Origin of the sequence: Aeromonas sp. SG16 (assembly GCF_024436135.1) — a bacterium.
In the GTDB taxonomy this organism is placed as follows: Bacteria; Pseudomonadota; Gammaproteobacteria; order Enterobacterales; family Aeromonadaceae; genus Aeromonas; species Aeromonas jandaei.
In genome coordinates, this window is record NZ_JANFNW010000001.1 from 512904 (window position 1) to 531734 (window position 18831).

The 18831-nt window shown below is 62.0% G+C and carries 16 protein-coding genes and 1 tRNA gene; 9 read left to right on the forward strand and 8 right to left on the reverse strand.

The features are described from left to right. Positions 1 to 52 precede the first annotated feature (52 nt). From glpC to NOM67_RS02340, 5 genes are all read right to left on the reverse strand, one after another. On the reverse strand, positions 53 to 1255 hold the full coding sequence (gene glpC, locus NOM67_RS02320; RefSeq protein WP_156852925.1) for an anaerobic glycerol-3-phosphate dehydrogenase subunit GlpC: 1203 nt from the start codon (positions 1253 to 1255) through the stop codon (positions 53 to 55). A gap of 51 nt (positions 1256 to 1306) precedes the next feature. After that, positions 1307 to 2572 carry a glycerol-3-phosphate dehydrogenase subunit GlpB gene (gene glpB, locus NOM67_RS02325; protein WP_255933569.1) on the reverse strand — a complete coding sequence of 422 codons (1266 nt, stop codon included), beginning with the start codon at positions 2570 to 2572 and terminating at the stop codon, positions 1307 to 1309. Then, a complete protein-coding gene (gene glpA / locus NOM67_RS02330) occupies positions 2562 to 4247 on the reverse strand; it encodes an anaerobic glycerol-3-phosphate dehydrogenase subunit A (protein ID WP_255933570.1) in 1686 nt (561 codons plus the stop codon). The genes glpB and glpA overlap by 11 nt, the downstream gene beginning before the upstream one ends. A gap of 151 nt (positions 4248 to 4398) precedes the next feature. Next, positions 4399 to 5184: a PilZ domain-containing protein gene (locus NOM67_RS02335; protein ID WP_041210283.1), complete on the reverse strand. Its 786-nt coding sequence runs from the start codon at positions 5182 to 5184 to the stop codon at positions 4399 to 4401. A 51-nt stretch (positions 5185 to 5235) separates the two neighbouring features. Continuing rightward, positions 5236 to 5694, reverse strand: a complete 459-nt coding sequence (locus tag NOM67_RS02340) for a YchJ family protein (RefSeq protein WP_156852922.1) — start codon at positions 5692 to 5694, stop codon at positions 5236 to 5238. Between the two features lie 124 nt (positions 5695 to 5818). Between NOM67_RS02340 and NOM67_RS02345 the strand changes: the two genes are divergently transcribed. The 4 genes from NOM67_RS02345 (at position 5819) to NOM67_RS02360 (ending at position 10709) form a co-directional block, all read left to right on the forward strand. Beyond that, positions 5819 to 7486, forward strand: a complete 1668-nt coding sequence (locus NOM67_RS02345) for a methyl-accepting chemotaxis protein (RefSeq protein ID WP_033116114.1) — start codon at positions 5819 to 5821, stop codon at positions 7484 to 7486. A 130-nt stretch (positions 7487 to 7616) separates the two neighbouring features. Beyond that, entirely contained in the window at positions 7617 to 8828 is a 1212-nt protein-coding gene (locus tag NOM67_RS02350) for an ROK family transcriptional regulator (RefSeq protein ID WP_042032099.1), read from the forward strand. Positions 8829 to 8974: 146 nt separating this feature from the next. Further along, on the forward strand, positions 8975 to 9742 hold the full coding sequence (locus NOM67_RS02355) for a tRNA-uridine aminocarboxypropyltransferase (RefSeq protein ID WP_255933572.1): 768 nt from the start codon (positions 8975 to 8977) through the stop codon (positions 9740 to 9742). Positions 9743 to 9932: 190 nt separating this feature from the next. Beyond that, the gene (locus NOM67_RS02360; RefSeq protein ID WP_255933574.1) at positions 9933 to 10709 is read left to right on the forward strand and encodes a TSUP family transporter; all 777 of its coding nucleotides are present in this window, start codon (positions 9933 to 9935) and stop codon (positions 10707 to 10709) included. A 76-nt stretch (positions 10710 to 10785) separates the two neighbouring features. Here NOM67_RS02360 and NOM67_RS02365 read toward each other — a convergent pair whose 3' ends face one another. Both NOM67_RS02365 and NOM67_RS02370 read right to left on the reverse strand, forming a co-directional pair. Beyond that, positions 10786 to 11652, reverse strand: a complete 867-nt coding sequence (locus NOM67_RS02365; protein WP_071915076.1) for a LysR family transcriptional regulator — start codon at positions 11650 to 11652, stop codon at positions 10786 to 10788. Between the two features lie 55 nt (positions 11653 to 11707). After that, the gene (locus NOM67_RS02370; protein ID WP_255933576.1) at positions 11708 to 12625 is read right to left on the reverse strand and encodes a DMT family transporter; all 918 of its coding nucleotides are present in this window, start codon (positions 12623 to 12625) and stop codon (positions 11708 to 11710) included. Between the two features lie 175 nt (positions 12626 to 12800). Between NOM67_RS02370 and NOM67_RS02375 the strand changes: the two genes are divergently transcribed. The 4 genes from NOM67_RS02375 to NOM67_RS02390 all read left to right on the forward strand — a co-directional run bounded on the left by NOM67_RS02375 (position 12801) and on the right by NOM67_RS02390 (position 16417). Continuing rightward, positions 12801 to 13679, forward strand: a complete 879-nt coding sequence (locus tag NOM67_RS02375; RefSeq protein WP_033116108.1) for a helix-turn-helix domain-containing protein — start codon at positions 12801 to 12803, stop codon at positions 13677 to 13679. 72 nt (positions 13680 to 13751) lie between these two features. Beyond that, positions 13752 to 13874, forward strand: coding sequence for a hypothetical protein (locus NOM67_RS02380; protein WP_255933577.1), 123 nt, complete (start codon positions 13752 to 13754; stop codon positions 13872 to 13874). A 77-nt stretch (positions 13875 to 13951) separates the two neighbouring features. Continuing rightward, positions 13952 to 15589, forward strand: a complete 1638-nt coding sequence (locus NOM67_RS02385) for an ATP-dependent endonuclease (protein ID WP_041210275.1) — start codon at positions 13952 to 13954, stop codon at positions 15587 to 15589. A gap of 108 nt (positions 15590 to 15697) precedes the next feature. Further along, positions 15698 to 16417, forward strand: coding sequence for a hypothetical protein (locus NOM67_RS02390; protein WP_156852919.1), 720 nt, complete (start codon positions 15698 to 15700; stop codon positions 16415 to 16417). An 82-nt stretch (positions 16418 to 16499) separates the two neighbouring features. Here the strand turns inward: NOM67_RS02390 and glgX are convergent, their stop codons facing one another. After that, positions 16500 to 18563, reverse strand: coding sequence for a glycogen debranching protein GlgX (gene glgX / locus NOM67_RS02395; protein WP_042032106.1), 2064 nt, complete (start codon positions 18561 to 18563; stop codon positions 16500 to 16502). 196 nt (positions 18564 to 18759) lie between these two features. On the opposite strand from glgX, the gene NOM67_RS02400 reads away from it, so the two are divergent. Next, positions 18760 to 18831: transfer RNA gene (locus tag NOM67_RS02400), tRNA-Met, on the forward strand.

An 18831-nucleotide genomic window follows, 5' to 3' on the forward strand; every position in this document is an offset into this window, starting at 1 on the left:
ATTGCCGGCTCTTTGTTTATCTCTGCGTGGATTGTCTTTTGTTATCAGCCGATCAGGCCAGTGCCTGGGCCAGCAGGTGGATGGGGTGTTCGCAGCGAAACGCCGTGCTCATCTCGATCTGCCATTTGCAGGTTTCGCAATCGGTGATCACCAGATCGGGGGACAGACGGTTGATCTGATCGAACAGCCCCTCGCCGATGGTCTGGCTGGTCTGGTAGTTCTCCGACTTGAAGCCGTAGGTGCCGGCGATCCCGCAGCACTGGGACTCCAGCACCGTCACCTTGACCCCGGGAATGGCGCGCAGCAATTCGAGGGTGTAGATGACGCCCCCCATCTTCTCCATGTGGCAGGGGGTGTGGTAGGCAATGTGCAGATTGAGCGGCTTCATCGCCGGTTTGTTGCCCTTGTAGAACTCGTTCCACAGGAAGCGGGTCACCAGCGAGATGCGATCCCGCACCTTGTGGTTGTCCTGCTCCAGCAGGTGGGGATATTCATCGCGCAGGGTAAAGCCGCAGGTGGAGGAGGTGGCCAGCAGCGGCATCTCGTTGCCGAGCAGGGAGTTCTCCATCTGCTTGATATTGAAGGCCGCCTGCTGCTTGGCCTTGTCCATGAAGCCGTTGGCAATCAGTGGCACGCCGCAGCACTTCTCCCGCTCCAGCAACTGCACGCCGATGTTCATGGCGTTGAGCACCTGCACCAGCTCCTTGCCGAGTTGCGGGTGGTTGTAGTTGACGTAGCAGCCGTGGAAATAGGCTATCTGGCGCTCATAACGGGCCTGAGTCTCTTTCTGCTTCTTGTACCAGCCGCGGAAGGTGCCCTGGGAGTATTTGGGCAGGTCGCGGTGGGAGGAGACCCCCAGCGCCTTGTCCAGCACCAGCTTCATCGGCTTGAGGCCGGTGGTGAAGTTGACCACCGGCGCCATCAGGGTAGACATGCTGCCCATCAGATCGGTGTGGGAGAGCACGAACTCGCGGATCCCCGGTTTGAAGCCGCTGTACTGGTGCTTGGCCTTGGCGATGATGTCGCCGATGCGCACCCCGCTCGGGCAGGCTACTTCGCAGCGCTTGCAGTTGGTGCAGTGCTTGAGGGCGCTGTCAAACAGCTCCGGGCTCTTGATCCGCAGCCGCTCCCCATCCGGGCCCGCCTGTTTGGGGCCGGGGTAGGCGGGGTTGGCCTTGGCCACCGGACAGTAGGCGGTACAGACGGTGCATTTGATGCACTGATCGAAAGTTTGGTTGGCATGATCCAGTAGCATGTCAGTTCTCCTCCCGTAGGGTGTGAAGGCACGGGATATGGGACGAAGTAATCATTGGGCGGCGCCCAGAATATGACCGGCGGCCTGCCAGCCGGTGGCAACCGCGACACCTGAGCCTGACCCCTCCTTGATGGGGTCATAGTGAGCCAGCACGCTGCCGGCGCCGTAGAGGTTGGCGAGCGGCTTGCCGCCACGCAGCACACGCAGCTTGTCGTCGGTCTTGACCCCGAACCCCATAAAGGGGTGGTGGTCGAACAGGCGGCGACCGGCCCAGGCGTCGCGCTCCTCCAGACTCAGCACATCGGCATCGAAGATGGGTTCGCGAATGCCGCGCAGACGGGACTCCAGCCCGCGGCTGAAGAAGCTGCCGGAGGCGAGCACGAAGTTGTCGGCTTCAAACAGCTGATCATCGCCATTCTGGGTGTGTACGCCGACCACCCGATCCCCCTCGTAACGGGCGCCCAGCACCCGCTCGCTGGTGAGGAAGGTGCCGTCAAGGGCCATGAAGCGGCGCTTGAGCGCCTCCTGCATCCGCATGCCGATCAGTGATGGCGGCATGGTCGCCACCTCCTTGATGGTGCAGCCGGTACGTTGCTCCAGCTCCGCCAGACGCGGGCCAACCAGTCCCAGCGACAGGCAGGCTGGTAGCACGATATGGCGGCAGTCGGGCACGCCGCTCTCCTGCACCATTCGACTGATCTCGCTGGCCAAATCGGCCACCAGATGGTGCTTGTCACACAGGCGCGCGATGTCGGCAGAGCGAAACTCATGGGGATTGCGGCTGAATTCGGCCAGCTGGGGCAGGCGGATCTCGCCAGTCAGAATGCGGCAGTGGGCGAAGCGCGGATGGGTCGTCAGATTGGCCGCCGCCAGTGCCGGATGAAAGTCGCGAAAGCCCTCGAGGGTGGCCAGCAGTAGCACGTCCGGGATCGGTGCATCGGTGACGCAGGCGCAAGTATCGGGGGAGAGCCAGGTACGTTTGAGGGTACCGATGGGGGTCAGGCGCTGGTGATTGGTTTCGTGGCGCACCAGCGGCAGCCCCTGCTCGGCGCAGTGACGCTGCAGATCGGCCAGGCTCGCTTCGATATTCTGCATTCCGACTTTGCTGTAGGGGTGATCCGGATGGGCCGCCATAAAGGCGGGCAGCGCTGCGCGGGGATCCCCTTCGCTCTCCAGCAGGTCGATCGAGCCGGAGGAGAAATGCAGAGCACTCTGGCCAGAGGCCATCAGCAGGGTCTTCTGGCCTGCTTCCACCAGACGCAGGGCGGCCGAGAGGCCCGCCATGCCGCCGCCGATAACGATATTGTCAAACTTCATGACGGCTCTCCTTCTCAGTGGCGTGAGTGGCATTGTGCTGCCTGTGGGCGGGTGGCGCATCGGTGACCAGTTGAGGTGTGGTCCACTCGCCAAGGCCAAACAGCCCCTCGTAGATCCAGTAGGTAAACTCGGCCTCGCGCAGGGCATCGCCCCACAGCACCGGGCGGGTGCCCTTGTAGCGCTCCTCCAGGAACTGGCGCAGCATGACGCAGGCCTGACGGCCGTCGGCCTTGCCGTACTCCTGCATCAGGCCGGCGGCGCGGTAGGCGCAGAGCTCGCCCTGACAGGGTCCCATACCCAGACGGGTGCGGCGGCGCAGGTCGATGAGGTTGTCCACATCCAGCTCGCGCAGGGCGTATTCGATTTCGCCCGCGGTGACCATTTCGCACTCGCAGATGAGGGCGTTGGCTTTCGGATTGTCACGGAAGAAGGCGATGACTCGCTCGCCGTGGCGGTATTGGGCCGACCCTTCGGCAGGCACAGAGAGCCCCGGGGCGGAGACCTTCTCCGGATCCCGCGAGCCGGGCAGATTGAGCTCGGCGGTGCGGCAGGGCTTGCTGTTGCCGAGCTTTTTGGCCAGCAGATCGGTGGCCCACTCCGCCATCAGGCGGTAGGTCATCAACTTGCCGCCGGTGATGGTGTTGAAACCCTTGAGACCGTCGCGTTCGGCGTGATCCAGCAGCACTATGCCACGGCTGATGTTGCGGCCGGTTTCGTCACCGTCCACCGCCACCAGCGGGCGAACGCCTGCGTAGGCACGCAACAGACGGGTACGCGCCATGATGGGGGCAAGCTTGATCCCCTCGCGCAGCAGCACCTCCACCTCTTCGGGCTCGACGGTGAGCAGGTCAATCTTGTTGTAATCGATACGGCTGGAGGTGGTGCCGATGAGGGAGATGGTATCGCCCGGCACCAGAATGTCCGCATCCGCCGGTTTGCGGGCGCGGTTGAGCACCAGCTGGTTGATGCGGTAATCCATGATGAGCAGGGATCCCTTGGCCGGGAACATGCGGATGCCGAGATCGGCGTATTCGCAAATTTGCTGACCCCAGATGCCGGCGGCGTTTATCACCTCCTGACACTCCACCTCGAACGCTTCGCCGGTGCGGGTGTTGATCGCTTTGACCCCGTGTACCCGATCCTGAGTGCGCAAGAGTCCCAGCACCTTGCAGTGGGTAAAGATGCGCGCGCCGTGCTCTTTGGCGTCCAGCACGTTGGCGGCGGCGAGGCGGAACGGGTCGACCGTACCATCCGGCACGTGGATGGCGCCGATCATCGCCGGGTTGGCGTTGGGTTCCATACGCAATGCTTCGCGGGGATCGAGCTGACGGGTATCGATCCCGGCGCGGGCACAGGCATCCATGAAGGTGGTTTGGAAATTGATGTCATCTTCCGGCAGGGTGAGGAAGAGGCCGCCAGTGTCCTCGACACAGTGGCTGGCAATCCGCTTGAGGATGCGGTTTTCCTGAATGCACTCGCGGGCGGACTCCTGATCCGTCACCGCGTAGCGTGCTCCCGAGTGGAGCAGGCCATGGTTACGCCCCGTAGTGCCGGCGGCGATATCGTCCCGTTCAAGCAGAATGCAGTCAATGCCGCGCAGTGCGCAATCGCGAATGATGCCTGCCCCGGTGGCCCCGCCGCCTATGATGACGACTTGTGTAGTTATTCTTTGCATTGGTGCCGGTCTCGCTACTCACATTGATGAGAAGTTTGACGTTAACCGTGAGTAAAATGTTTGATTCAGACCAAATAAATGAGCGTGATCGAACATTTTCGACCGTTAATGCTCAGAAGTGTGATCGGGATCGGCCTGACAGTAGCCCCTTTCAGGGGGCGGAGTGGCCCATGGCGATGTTCGCAACGGCGCCAGCTTGAGTGCGAACGACCATCTGATGGCCATTGAATTCGAGGTGCTTCAAAAAGGTTTCGCTTTGCTGCAAGCCGGCGGCGTCGAATTGCATGCCGTAGACGGGGTAGTTGTTGATCTGGCGCTGGTTGCGCACTGTGCCGGTCAGCTGGTAGGGCATCCCGTTGGCGCTAGAGGCATCGAGACGCAGCTCAAGCGAGTGGTTGAGGGGAATGGTCGGCGCCTGATGGTGGGTGCTGAAGGCACAACCTGCCAGTGAAAAGTCGACCAGATGGATGTTGAGCGGATGCTGGGCAAAAAGAGCGACTCCTGTGCAACTGATTGGGTAGCGGATCTCCTTGCGGATCTTGAACAGGGTCATGCTCTCTGGCTGGCGCATGGTGAAGAGTTGGGGCTGCTTGTTGAACTGCTCGATAAAGCCCTCGAAGCAGAGCATGGCTCCCACGCCTCGCTCGCAGATGATGGCCGCCGTGAGGCGGTAACCCGGCTGGCAGTAGAGGGCGGCATCCGCCGGGGTGGTGGCTGGCAGGCTGAAATAGATGATACGCGCCTTGTCGGCGCCGATCAGCACGGCAGGCAGGGAGCGCAGCTGACCGGTCGGAGTGATCACCTCGATCCCCACCTTGCTGGCGGGATAGAGATAATCCATGACATCGGGCCCCTGGATGGAGATGCCCTTCTCCTTATTGGCCTTGATGCGATCCTTGATCGATTTGAAGGGTGACTGCTGAGTCTGTTGTGTCATGGATCATGGTCCCGATGCTCCCGCGTTACAGATTCATTTAAGTAGTCAGCCTCAATTGCCGCAACACTTCTTGAACTTCTTGCCGCTGCCACAGGGGCAGGGATCATTGCGCCCGATCCGGAGCGGGACGGGATCTATCTCCCCGTCGGTATAGACCCAGCGCCCCTCATAACGCACGAAGCGGGAACGTTCATGCAGGCAGTGACGGGTCTCGCCTTCTACGAACCAGGCTTTGAACTCCACCATGCCGAGTATGTCGTCGGGGCCGCCCTGACTGGCGATGATCTCGAGCCCATCCCATTGGGTATCGGTCTGGGAGAGCAGTTCTGCGGTCAGATCACCGAGATAGTCGGGGTGCCAGCTATGTACCAGATAATCCCCAAGACCCAGCACGAAGGCGCTGTAGCGCGAGCGCATCAGCTGTTCTGGGGTGAGAGCGGGAGCACCGCCGTGGAGTGATCCGCAGCACAGATCGAGAGAAAGGTTGGAACCGCAAGGGCAAAGAGTCATGTTTTTCGCTAATTGGCCGATTTATTTTAAGGGAATTGTAACGAAAGCGAGCCGCGAACTGCCAGCACCTATACTGATGAATGGGCAAGGAATTCCAATAAAAACAGCTGCAAGGATGTGAAAAATGACGTTAAAGCAGAAAATCCTGTTACTCGGAGCGCTCCCTGTGCTGTTGATGGCACTGGCGGTCAATCTCAGCAACTACATGCTCTCCAGAAGCGATCTGGAGTCTGATCTGGTGGTGGCGCGGGAGAAGGCGATCAAGGATCGCAAGGCGCTGCTCAGCAGTTACATCATGATGGCCCAGACTGCCATCAATGCGGTCTACTCCTTGCCTGATTCACCGGAGAATCGGCAAAAGGTCAAAGAGTTGCTCAGACCGCTGCGCTACAGCAGCGACGGTTACTTCTTTGTCTATGACTTTGAGGGCAACACCATATTGCTGCCGGTTCGCACCGAACTGGAGGGGAAAAATCGCTGGAATGACAAGGATGCCAAGGGCAAGTTCCTGATCCAGGAGATCCTCAAGTCGGCCCGTCAGGGGGATGGCTTTACCGAATACTGGACCGCCAAGCCCTCCATCGGTCGTGATGCGCCCAAGCTGGCCTTTACCCTGGTGCTGGACAAATACCAGTGGATCATAGGTACCGGTTTTTATATCGACGATATCGACAACGAACTGGCCACCCTGCGTGCCGAGCGGGAGAGCAAGATGAACAGCTCGCTGCAGGTTGGGGTGCTGGTGATCCTGGTGATTTTGGGCGTCACTCTGGTGGCAACCGTGATCGTCGGCAACCGGGTCAGCAAACCGCTGGCAGATGCGGTGCTGGCATTGAACGATATCGCCAACGGCGAGGGGGATCTGACCCAACGTCTCAAGGTGCAGAGCAAAGATGAGATTGGTCAGCTGGCCAGCGCCTTCAACCGCTTCGTCGAGCGGATCCAGTCGGTGGTGAGTCAGGTCGGGGAGACCAGCAACCACCTCTTCAGCGCCGTCGACAAGCTGCACCACCTGAGCGAGCACTACGACCAGCAGATGCATGGCCATAGCCGGGAGACTGATCAGGTGGTCACCGCGGTGACCGAGATGAGCTCGACCGCGCAGGAGGTGGCGGCCAGCGCCTCCAATGCGGCCAGCGCTACCAGCGATGCGGCTCGCGAATCCGACGCGGCGCGCGGCGTGGTCAGCACCGCCATCAACAGCATCAACCGGCTGGTGGGCGAGGTACATACCGCCTCCGGCGTTATCGAGCAGCTGGCGCAGGAGACCGGCAAGATCGGCTCTGTGGTGGAGGTCATTCGCGGCATCGCCGAGCAGACCAACCTGCTGGCGCTGAACGCGGCGATCGAAGCGGCGCGGGCTGGCGAGCAGGGCCGCGGCTTTGCAGTGGTGGCAGACGAGGTGCGATCCCTTGCCGGCCGTACCCAGCAGAGCACCAAGGAGATCAACGAGATGCTCCAGCGTCTGCAGGGCGGGGTGAAGCAGGCAGTCGATGTAATGCAGGCGAGCGAGGAGCGCAGCCAGGAGACGGTGCAGGAGGCGAGCCACATCGCCAGCTCCCTCGACAGCATGGTGATGGCGGTCAGTACCATCAACGACATGAACATCCAGATCGCCACGGCTGCCGAGGAGCAGCACGCGGTCTCCGAGGAGATCAACAAGAATCTGGTGGCCATCCAGCAGATTGTCAGCGAGCTGACCAGCGCGGCGGTCGAGTCCAACAGCACTACCCGTGATCTGGCCAATACCGGCGACAAATTGCGCAAACTGGTCTCCCAGTTCCGCTATTGATCCTGCCTTGTCAGGTGATGAGTGCCACAAGATGCGGTCTGAACCCCGGTTCAGGCCGCACTTTATTTGGGGATTGACCAATAATGTGTGAAAATTGCCGCCCTCTGTGTCTGCGTTTGCCCCATAGCCTATGAATGAGATCGTGAAAGGTAGTATCGACTTGATCCGCCAGCTCAACTACGGCCTGGTTTATGCCAGCCTGGAAGAGCACAAGGAGTTGTCGCGCACCGATCTCTCCCGCTTGACAGGTCTCTCTCCCGCCAGCATTACCAAGATCACCCGCGAGCTGCTTGACAGCGGGCTGGTGGTCACCTGTGGTGAAAGCTCGGTGGGGCGTGGCCGTCGCCAGACCTTGCTGCGCATCAACGAGCGCCGCTTCCAGTTTCTCTCCATGCGGTTGGGGCGTGGTTATGTAGACATGGCCTTGTTCGACTTCACCGGTCGTTCGCTGGCGCGCCATCGCCATATTTTTACCGAGACCGAGCGCGGCGAACTGCTGGATAGCCTGGTTCACGCCATTCGCAGCTTCTTGCCGAAAAAGGCCCTCAACCTTGCCTGCATCGCCCTTTGTCTGCCGGGTCAGGTAGAGCGCCACTCCGGCATGGTCAAGCACTTCCCCTTCTACGATCTGCGCAACTGGCCGCTGGGGCCGACCCTGCAGGAGGCCTTTGCTGTGCCGGTGCTGGTGAGCGGCGACGTGCGCACCTGGATCCAGGCCGAGCGCGAGTGGGGAGCCGCCAAGAATTGCGCTGATGCGGTGCTGGTGTTCGTTCACAACGACATCGGGGTCGGCATGGTGGTCAATGGCCAGCTTATCGAGAGCGAGAATGCGCTGCTCGGCGATCTCAGCCATTTGCAGCTCGAACCCTATGGCCAGCGCTGCTACTGCGGCGGCTTTGGCTGCGCCTGCACGCTAGTGACCAATCAGGCGCTGGAGGCGCAATACCGGGATCTGCGCGAGCGGATGCAGGAGCACGACCTGCCCGAGAGCGTCACCATTCGCGAGCTGTGCGAACTGGCGCTGGCGGGCAACAGCCTCTGTCAGGACATTCTCCATCAGGCGGCGGGGCGCCTGTCGCGGGTGCTCTCCAATCTCATCTGTCTGCTCAATCCGGGCAAGCTGCTGCTGGGGGGCGAGATCACCCGCGCCGATCGGCTACTGTTCCCCATGTTGCATCAGTCGCTGGCGAGCCAGCTGCCGGCCGAATATCTGGTACGGCTGCAGATCGAATCCACCCACTTCTACGAAGATCCCACCAAGCCCACCTCGGTGCAGGTGCACAAGGCGCTGCGCGATGGCAGCCTGTTGCTGGAGCTGCTGCGCACCTGTCAGGAGTCCTGAACCCTTTTTACAGGGCAGTGGGCAAGGCGTTTGGCGAAAGGGGCAGTGAATGCTGTTCCATCGCTGCGCAACTGGGTACAATCCAGCCCCTTTGTGGCGGGCCGCTGGCGCCGCCGTTGATGATCTCCCTCTGTTTGTGACGCAAGATGAAGCCTGTTCCTGATCACGCCGTCAACCGCCTGCGGGCCTGGCGCAAGAGTATCTCTACCCGACCGTTTCTCGCCCGTGGTGGCACCCTGGCCCGTTGCCCCGCCTGTCAGCTGCGCGAGGATTGGTGTGCATGCGAGTGGCGCCCCGAGCTCAAAGCGGAGGCGGGCTTTTGCCTGCTGATGTATGACAGCGAACCGATGAAGCCCTCCAACACCGGCCGTCTCATCGCCGATGTGTTGCCGGATAGCACCTGGGCCTTTCTCTGGTCGCGCACCGAGCCCCATCCCGAGTTGCTGGCCCTGCTGGCCGATCCCGCGTGGCAGCCCTATGTGGTCTTTCCTGCCTGTGAAAAGGAGCCGGCCCGTTTGACCGGCGAGGTTGTGCTTGCGCCCGGCAAGAAGCCGCTCTTTATCCTGCTCGACGGCACCTGGCCCGAGGCGCGCAAGATGTTCAACAAGAGCCCCTATCTCGACGGTTTTCCGGTGCTGGCCATCAAACCCGATGCGCTCTCCACTTACGGTATGCGGGTGGCCAACAGCGAGGAGCACCTCTGCACCGCCGAGGTAGCGGCCTGTGTGCTGGAAGTGGCGGGGGAGCTCAGGGCCGGGCAGGCGCTGCAGCACTGGTTCAATCTCTTCAGCCGCCGCTACATGGCCGGTCGGGTCAGCCGTTTCCCCGGTGATGACGAGGCGCCGCTGCTGGCGGCTCTGACCGCCATCAAGGGATCGGAAGCGGAGTCACCGGCGCCACAAAGCGCTGCCTGAGCCGAGGGGCAGGGGCGCGTGAGCCAAAATTAGTGAAAATCAGGAATCAATTGGCTGCCACTGTTTCGTTAGATTCATGGACTTTGGCCCGTTAGGATAACCGGCAGTCAGTGCAGCCCCTCTGCCCGGCGTGTTTATTCTCCCCCCGGTTGCCCCTGTGTCGGGCAACCCAATCCCGTGAGGTCTATGGATGGAATTGGAACTGGTTACCCTGTTTGCCCTGTTTGGCGTGGCGCTCATCGCCGGCTTTATCGATGCCATTGCCGGTGGCGGCGGCCTGTTGACGGTGCCGGCCCTGCTGGCCACCGGTATGCCCCCCGCACTGGTGCTCGGCACCAACAAGCTGCAGAGCAGTTTCGGCTCCTTCTCCGCCACCTGGTTCTATGCCCGCAGAGGATTGCTGGAGTGGGCCATGATCTGGCCAGCGGTGATCTGCACCTTTATCGGCGCCGCCGTGGGCACGCTGGCGGTGCAGACCATCGATGCCGCCGTGCTGGAGCGCTTGCTTCCCTTCCTGCTGATGGCTTTTGCCTGTTACTTCTTCTTCTCGCCGCGGGTGAGCGATGCCGAGAGTTCCCGCCGTCTGACTCCCATGCTGTTTGCGCTGCTGGTGGGGGGCGGGGTCGGCTTCTATGACGGCTTCTTCGGGCCGGGGACCGGTTCATTCTTTGCCATCGGTTTCGTGGCGCTGGCAGGCTTTGGCATGGCGCGGGCCACCGCCCACACCAAGCTGCTCAACTTCACCTCCAACATCGCCTCCCTGCTGTTCTTTGCCCTCGGCGGCAAGGTGGTGTGGAGTGTCGGCTTCTGCATGGCGCTGGGGCAGTTCATCGGCGCCCGGTTTGGCTCCAAGATGGTGCTGAAAAAAGGGGTGAAGCTGATCAAGCCGCTGCTGGTGACCGTCTCCCTGCTGATGTCCGCCAAGCTGGTGTGGAGCCAGTATCCGGAGCTGTTTGCCTGGATCTGATGTGTGCCTTGCTTGCCGCATCGCAATTGTTAACGGGGCCCTCGGGCCCCGTTGTCATATCTGCTGTTTTACAGCGCTAGCGCGGCGTGTCGCTGTAATGGCTGAAGTGTTTGCGCAAGGCATTGACCAGTTTGGCAATGCGCTCGCGTTTGAGGCTGTTTGGCCGGTAGACCAGATGGAGCGGGCGGGCGAGTGCTGGCAGCAGGCGGGCCGTTTCTCCCTGCTCTCCCACCAGTGCCAGCAGACCGGCAGGCAGCAGCACCGGGCCGATACCGGCCTTGGCCAGCTCGATCAGCGCCAGATAGGAGTCGAGCTCCATGGCGGGCTCCAGGCCGAGGGCGGCGAGGGGCTCGCGCAGATAGCGATTGGCAGGGTTCTCCAGATCCATGGTGAGGATCTTGCGCCCACCGCCCTGAGCTGCAGGGGGCAGGCTCTGCTGCGCCTCTCCCACCAGATAGAAGGGCTCCTCCAGCAGCAGCTCGGCGCCAAGGCCATGGCCGGGCGGGAGGCGACCGGCGCAGATGCCGAGCAGGGCATCGCCGCTGCGCACCCGCGCCAGAATGACCGGGGTGTGGTGGGTGGAGAGGGCGAGATGCGGGTCGCGGCCAAGGTAGCCGCGCATGAAGTGGGCGAGATAACCGGCCAGCAGGGTCTCGGAGCAGGCGATGGGGAGGGGACTGTGATCGGCCAGATCCTGACTGTCGGCCAGCACCCCCTTCATCTCGGCCAGGCTCGGCGCTACCCGCTCCAGCAGCTCCAGTGCCTGCGGGGTGAGGCGGATCTGGCGCCCCTCCGGTTCGATCAGCTTCTTGCCAAGGCGCTGCTCCAGCTGGGCAATGCGCTTGCTCACCGCCGACTGGCTGATATAGAGGCGGCTGGCCACCTTGGCCATGGTTCCTTCACTTGCCAGCAGGCTCAGCGTCTCCAGCCCTTCCAGTAACATCTCGCCCCCTTGCCATCGACAGATTGGATCTGCGTTACCTTAGGGGCTGGTCGCTTCAGGAGCAAGTGTCGTTTGCCGCCTTGAACGGACCAATGCGCCAGCTCTTCAAGGGCGGTGCGAAGATCACCAGATTGCCGATGAGGCTCACCACCACGCCGACCACCGACACCGGCTGCCAGACAAATCCCTCATAGAAGGTCGAAAGGGTGAGTGCCACCAGCGGAAACAGTACGGTCGCGTAGGAGGCCTTGCTGGCCCCGATGCGCCCCACCAGGGTCAGGTAGGCGGTAAAGGCGATGACCGAGCCAAACAGGGCGAGATAGACCATGGCCGCCAGATAGTGGCTGTCGGTCGGCACCACCAGCTGCTGACCGAGCAATGTGACCCAGCCCAGCAACAGCACGACGCCGTAAACCATTCCCCAGGGCACCATCTGCAACACGTGGTAGCCGTGGCGCTGACCGCGGGCCGAGATCAGATTGCCCAGCGAAAAACAGAGGGTGCCGCCACAGGCGAACAGCAATCCCTTCCAGCCGTTTGCACCCAGTTGCGCATCCGCCAGCACCGGCCAGAACAGCAGAAGGGTGCCAAAGAGGCCCAGTAGCGACCCTTGCAGCCAGCGCAGGCCCGGGCGTTTGCCCTCGAACAGCCAGAGGTTGAGGCCGTTGAAGATGCTGGCACTGGCGAAGATCACCGCCGACATGCCGCTCGGGATATAGCGGGTGGCGTGGTAGAAACAGAGAAAGTTGGTGGAGAAGAGCAGGGCACCGAGCAGCACCGCGTAGCGCTGGCCATGCCACGGCAGGCGCGGAAAGCGGCCGCTGGCGGTGAGCAGGGCAAACAGCGCCACCGCTGCCAACAGGAAGCGATAGAGCACCGACACTTCGATGGGAATGGGGCCAAGCTGCCAGGCGATGGCGATCCAGGTGCTGCCCCAGATAAGGACGGTGGCGAGATAGAGCAGAAGGTTCATCGGTTGTTCCACAAGCAGGTAGGTTGGTATTCCAGCATGGGGTGGGCAGGGGCTTGCTGGCTTGCACCATCTTGCGGTTTTTGTTTGTGCGCCGCTGTCATCCGGGGCGTCAGCCGGTAAGATGAGCGGACGGCAGGATGGGCTTGCCGGGAGCGTCAGGGAGAGGCAGGGTCAGATGAAAACGGCAGGGGTATTCGACGCACTGGTCAGCACCGGCGCCCGGCTGGAGGACTCCTGCTGGCTGGAGCCCGGACTTGGCGTCGCCAGCTGGCGCAACTGCTACGATCAGACCCGCTACCACAAGCCGGGCCACCACACCCTGAGCGTCTATCTGCAGGGGGGCGAGCAGACCGAGCGGCTCGACGGGCCGGGCGGTTGTGGCGGCACCGGCAAGGTGTGCATCATGCCGGATCACCACAGATCCGAATGGCTGGTGCGCGAGGAGTTTCGCTTCTTCCACCTCTACTTCACCCCGGCCCACCTGACCCGCATCGCCGAGGAGGTGTGCGACCGCGAGGGGCGCCACCTGCAACTGCTGGACAAGACCTTTATCGACGATCCGAAGGCCGCATTGCTGGTGCAGAGTCAGCTGATGCAGCTTGAGTGGCAGCACGGCATCGACCGCCTGGCGCTCTCTCACGGTGCCTGGATGTTGATCCTTCATGCCTATCGCCACCATACCGAGGCGGCGCCGGCGCTGCCGACGGTGCGTGGCGGGCTGGCTCCGGTGGCGATCCGGCGGGTGCAGGAGTACCTCCATGCTCATCTGGCCGAACCGGTGACGCTGGCCCAGCTGGCGCAGCAGGCGGGTCTGAGCGAGTATCACTTCGCCCGCATGTTCAGTCAGAGCCTAGGCTGCCCGCCCCACCGCTACCTGCTGGAGCTGCGCCTCAAGCGGGCCAAGCAGCTGCTGGCAGGGAGTGAGCCGCTGGCGACGATCGCCAGCCAGTGCGGTTTCTCCTCCCAGGCCCACTTTGGCAACCGCTTTCGCGAGGCGTTTGGTTTGACGCCGGGGCAGTGGCGTGCCCGCTTGTCATCCTCCTGTCACAGTTAATCGCGAGACTCAATGCGTTCCGGTGAGTTCGCTCACCCCGTCATTTCGCTGTGCCACAAACAGGAGCCGCCATTGAATCATCGCAAGCGCCAGATCCGTACCCGCCACCTCTGGTTCAACCACTGGAATGCCCCGCAGGGGCGCCTGACCGAGCCAACCCCGCCCGAACCTGCCATTCCTCACAGTTCCCGTTGAAAAAGGGTGCTGCCAGATAGGATTTTTCCGGCAACTTTGCCACTATTGCTCCATCAGAGTGACGTGGACATGGCTGGATGTATCTGGAACGTATTGAAGTTAAAGGATTTCGCGGCATCAATCGGTTGTCGCTCGGGCTCGACCATACCACAGTGCTGATCGGTGAAAACACCTGGGGGAAATCGAGCCTGCTGCGCGCCCTCTGGTGTCTGCTGGGGCAAAATGCCGAGCCCTATCAGTTTGGCGCCGAGGATTTCCACCGGCCGGAAGATCCCGAACTTGCCCCGGCGCGCCATCTGCAACTGGTGCTCACCTTCTGTGAGCATCGACCCCAGATGTGCCAGCACTCCCGCCGTCTGGCCCGGCTTTGCCCTGCCTGGGTACTGCACAAGGACAAGTTCAACCGCATTCACTACCGCGCCAGTGCCGAGTTGCTGGAGGATGGCACGGTCGCGACCCTGCACGACTTTCTCGACGGAGTGGGCAAGAGCCTGCCCATCGCCAATGCTCACGAGCTGGTCTGCATGCTCATCACCATGAACCCGGTCTTTCGCCTGCGCGATGCTCGCACCGCCCGCAACGGGGTGGAGACATTGCAGTGGGGTGATCTCTCCGAGCATCGCCTGAACGAGTTGGCCGACAAGCTGATCGACGAGCCCCAGCGCATTGGCGAGCCCGAGCTCAAGGAGGCGCTGCAGGCGGTGCGCCAGCTGATGGATCACTACTTCAACGCGCTGGCGCCCATCAAGAACAAGCCGCGCAGTCAGCGCGACATCATCAATCGCCCCATGACATTGCGCAATCCGGGTAACCTGCACACCCTGCTGCGTCAGGCGGACAACCGCGCCTTGCAGCTGGCGATGGCGGGGATGGCGGCGACCCTGCTGCAGGCGCGTGGCAACCGCGAGCTGGAGGAGGGGGCTCGTCCCATCATGATCCTCGAAGATCCCGAAAGCCGCCTCCATCCAACCATGCTGGCGCTGGCGTGGGGGCTGCTGGAGCAGTTGCCTGGCCAGAAGCTGCTCACCACCAACTCGGGGGATTTGCTCTCCTCCCTGCCGCTCAATCAGGTACGCCGGCTGGTGCGGCGCCAGCAGGATATCCTCTGCCACCAGCTGGGTGGCGAGCGCTACAGCAGCGACGATCTGCGCAAGATTGCCTTCCATGTGCGGATCAACCGGCCCATGTCGCTGTTTGCCCGTTGCTGGCTGCTGGTGGAGGGGGAGACCGAAATCTGGCTGCTCTCGGAGCTGGCACAGATCTGTGGCTATAGCCTGCGGGCCGAGGGGGTGCGGATCATCGAGTTTGCCCAGTGTGGCCAGTCGCCGCTGATCAAGGTGGCGCGCGACTTTGGCATCGAGTGGCATCTGCTGGCCGATGGCGACGAGGCGGGAGTCAAGTATGCCGCTTCGGCCCGCGGTCAGCTCAAAGGCGACAGAGAGCGGGATCGGCTGACCCAGCTGCCTGCGGTCGACATCGAGCACTACCTCTACAACAACGGCTTTGAGGGGGTGTTCCGGCGCGAAGCCGGTGTCGGTGGCCGGGCCATGTGGAGTGCCAGCCATATCATCAACAAGGCGATCCATCATCGCAGCAAACCGGGCATGGCGCTGGCGGTGGTCGAAGAGGCGGAGCGGCTCGGCGCCGAACACATACCGCCGGTGATCCGCCAGATGTTTGCCAGGGTGGTGGCGCTGGCCCGCGGTCAGCGTTAAGGCCGCCACTTGTGATGTCAGGCGTTGGGGATGGCGCCGGGTTTGGGTATACTCGGCCCCTCTCTGGCGCCACCACGGCGCATTTCGACACCCTTTGCTGGAGGCGCCATGTTCGTCCAACTCCCTTTCTGGCTTTTTCCCCTGACCGGCCTGATGGCGCTGGGCGCGCTCATTGCCCTAGGTATCGTGCTCTGGCGCGGTGATATCTGCCCTGGCCAACGCTCGCGCATCAGCCAGCAACTCTTCTCCATCTGGGTCATTACCGCGCTCTCGCTGATGCTGGCGGTAGAGGCCAAGGCGGCCAGCTGGTTGATCTGGAGCGGCGGCGCGGCGCTGGTGCTGGGCGTGGGCCTGTCGCTCGCCCAGTCACGGCTGGAGGGGAAACGTTCCATCCCATCTTCCCTGCTTTGGCTACCGGCGTTGCCGCTGGCAGTTTATGGTGTGGGCCTGCTGCAACTGCAGGGCTGGGTCAGCGGTCTGCTGCAGATGGCGATGCTGGGCGCGGCCTTTGCCCACCTGATGCTGCTGCGGGCACGTCACCGCTTGCAGGCATTCAATACCCTGCTGCCACTGGCCGGTCTGGTTGGGGCCATGGCCAGCCTTATCTGGCTGGGCGTGCTGGTGGGCTGGCAAGGGGGCGAGGCCAATCTCGATGCCCTGATCCCGGCGGTGGTGACCCAGGCTGCATTGCTGGTTGCCTCCCTGCTGCTCTGGTTCAGCCCGCTCTATCTGCAGCGTGACACTGCGCCGGTTGTGGTTTCAACTTCGTTGTGTGGTCTGCTCATCGCCCAGATCGCCGCCACCAGCGTGCTCCATCAGCTGGTGTGACGCAGAAGTGGTTTACTGCGAGCTCTGAAATAGAAAAGCCCCTGGATATGATCCGGGGGCTTTTTGTTTGCAAGAGAGGGCATCAGTAGAAGTCGTCGGCCCCGCAGATAAAGAGACAGCTGCTGCGTGGCTGGGCCAGATATTCGCGGGTCAGCCCCTCCAGCGGCATGCCGAAGGTGCAGATATCCTGCGGCGAGGGGAGGGCGGTATCGAGGATCCGCCGCCAGTAGCCACCGACCCCCTTGGGGGGGCTAGGCAGGTTGAAGGTGAGGGGCTCCCAGTAGGCGTTGAACAGCACGTAGAGTGCCAGTCGGGTTTCGCTCGACAGGGCCGACATGGCGATGGCGTGGGAGTGGGGGCTGAAGTCCGGCTGCATGGCGTTGACGCCGTGCCAGCAGATCTCGCTGTGGCGCAGAATTTCGGTCAGTGACAGCGGCATGCTCTCCTGCTCGGGTCGCTGGAACAGGTGCTTGCGATACTGGATCAGCTCCTTCATGAAGCGGAACATCTCCTGACTGCGGGCGTTGGGTTGCCAGTCCATCCAGCATGTGGGGTTGTCCTGACAGTAGCCATTGTTGTTGCCATGCTGGGTGCGCAGCAGTTCGTCGCCCATCAGCAGCATGGGGGAGCCCACCGAGAGCAGGGTGGCGACCATCATGTTCTTGGCCTGACGCATGCGCAGGGCGTTGATCTGGGGATCTTCCGTTACCCCTTCGTGGCCGTGGTTCCAGCTGAAGTTGTGATCGCAGCCATCGCGGTTCTGCTCGCCGTTGGCTTCGTTGTGCTTGTGGTTGTAGCTGGCCCAGTCCCACAGGGTAAAACCGTCGTGGCAGGTGACGAAGTTGATGCTCTTCTCGGGGTCGGCATGGTGATAGTGGTAGATATCGGGGCTGCCGCAGAGTCGCTCGACAAAGGCGGTCACGCTGTTATCGTCCCCCCTCAGAAAACGGCGCACATCGTCGCGGAACTGACCGTTCCATTCACGCCAGCGTGCGCCGGCGAGTGACCCCACCTGATAGAGTCCCCCCGCATCCCAGGCTTCGGCGATGAGTTTGATGTCGGCGATGTTGGGATCTGTGTCTATGGTGCGCAGGGTGGGGGCGTTGGCCTGCGGTTGGCCCGATTCATCCCGCGACAAAATGGCCGCCAGATCAAACCGGAAGCCATCGACGTGCATCTCCTGCCGCCAGAAGTGCAGGCTGTCCATGATCATCCGCAGCACCACCGGGTGGGCGCCGTTGAAGGTGTTGCCACAGCCCGAGTAGTTGGTGTCCTGCTGGTTGTTGTCGAGGATGTAGTAGGCCTCGTTGTCGATGCCGCGAAACGAGAAGGTGGGGCCATCGTTGCCCCCTTCCGCCGTATGGTTGTAGACCACATCGAGGATCACCTCGATATTGGCCTTGTGCAGTGCCTTGACCATGTCGCGAAACTCGGTCAGCGGATCGTCCCCGCAGGCGTACTGGGCGTGGGGAGCAAAAAAGGACATGGGGCTGTAACCCCAGTAGTTGGAGAGCCCTTTGGGCGAATCCTGCGGATCAAACTGGAACACCGGCAGCAACTCGACGGCGGTGACACCGAGGGATTGCAGATAGGGGATCTTCTCGATGAGACCCAGGTAGGTGCCGCGCAGTTCAGGCGCAACCCCGGAGCTTGGCGAGTTGGTAAAGCCTCCCAAATGGAGTTCGTAGATCACCGAGCGCGAGAGGGAGTGGGCCGGTAGCTTGTCACCCTCCCAGTTATAGTGGCGGGTATCAACCACCCGGTTCTTGGCACAGCTGGCAATGTTGCTGCCGGGGAGTGCAGCAGCCCAGCGATCGTAGTTGGGGCCGAGCTCGATGCTGCGGCCATAGGGATCGAGCAGCACCTTTTCCCCATCGAAGCGGGTACCGCAATAGGGGCGCCATGGGCCCTGAATGCGATAGGCGTAACGCTGCCCGATGGGCAGGCCTTCAATATGGATATGCCAGTAATAGGCGGTACGGTTGAAACGGGGCGAGAGCGGGATCACCTCCGGGGTGCAGTCTTCTGCACTGGAGAAGAGCAGGAGTTCTACCCGGCTGGCCAGGCGTGCCCAGATCGCGAAGTTGACGCCGTGACTGTCGGGTGTAGCCCCCAACTGACGGCAATGTCCGGCGGAGATGCGCATATCATACCTACCCAAAATGAGGAGTGTTCAGCTTATTGAGTGTAGTGCCGGATGCCTTCCTCAGATCCGTTTGCCTGAAAAAACAGCATGATGCTGATAAAGACCGCACTCTTTGTCGTATAAATCTACGAATAAACTTTTTTTGATATATTTACTTGCAATCTGTGCGCTGGCGCCTATTATTGGCCACCTCGGACGCGGGGTGGAGCAGCTCGGTAGCTCGTCGGGCTCATAACCCGAAGGTCGTCGGTTCAAATCCGGCCCCCGC

Coding starts and splice junctions, on each gene's coding strand:
- glpC (WP_156852925.1), bottom strand. CDS start 1,255: ATGCTACTGGATCATGCCAACCAAACTTTCGATCAGTGCATCAAATGC.
- glpB (WP_255933569.1), bottom strand. CDS start 2,572: ATGAAGTTTGACAATATCGTTATCGGCGGCGGCATGGCGGGCCTCTCG.
- glpA (WP_255933570.1), bottom strand. CDS start 4,247: ATGCAAAGAATAACTACACAAGTCGTCATCATAGGCGGCGGGGCCACC.
- NOM67_RS02335 (WP_041210283.1), bottom strand. CDS start 5,184: ATGACACAACAGACTCAGCAGTCACCCTTCAAATCGATCAAGGATCGC.
- NOM67_RS02340 (WP_156852922.1), bottom strand. CDS start 5,694: ATGACTCTTTGCCCTTGCGGTTCCAACCTTTCTCTCGATCTGTGCTGC.
- NOM67_RS02345 (WP_033116114.1), top strand. CDS start 5,819: ATGACGTTAAAGCAGAAAATCCTGTTACTCGGAGCGCTCCCTGTGCTG.
- NOM67_RS02350 (WP_042032099.1), top strand. CDS start 7,617: ATGAATGAGATCGTGAAAGGTAGTATCGACTTGATCCGCCAGCTCAAC.
- NOM67_RS02355 (WP_255933572.1), top strand. CDS start 8,975: ATGAAGCCTGTTCCTGATCACGCCGTCAACCGCCTGCGGGCCTGGCGC.
- NOM67_RS02360 (WP_255933574.1), top strand. CDS start 9,933: ATGGAATTGGAACTGGTTACCCTGTTTGCCCTGTTTGGCGTGGCGCTC.
- NOM67_RS02365 (WP_071915076.1), bottom strand. CDS start 11,652: ATGTTACTGGAAGGGCTGGAGACGCTGAGCCTGCTGGCAAGTGAAGGA.
- NOM67_RS02370 (WP_255933576.1), bottom strand. CDS start 12,625: ATGAACCTTCTGCTCTATCTCGCCACCGTCCTTATCTGGGGCAGCACC.
- NOM67_RS02375 (WP_033116108.1), top strand. CDS start 12,801: ATGAAAACGGCAGGGGTATTCGACGCACTGGTCAGCACCGGCGCCCGG.
- NOM67_RS02385 (WP_041210275.1), top strand. CDS start 13,952: ATGTATCTGGAACGTATTGAAGTTAAAGGATTTCGCGGCATCAATCGG.
- NOM67_RS02390 (WP_156852919.1), top strand. CDS start 15,698: ATGTTCGTCCAACTCCCTTTCTGGCTTTTTCCCCTGACCGGCCTGATG.
- glgX (WP_042032106.1), bottom strand. CDS start 18,563: ATGCGCATCTCCGCCGGACATTGCCGTCAGTTGGGGGCTACACCCGAC.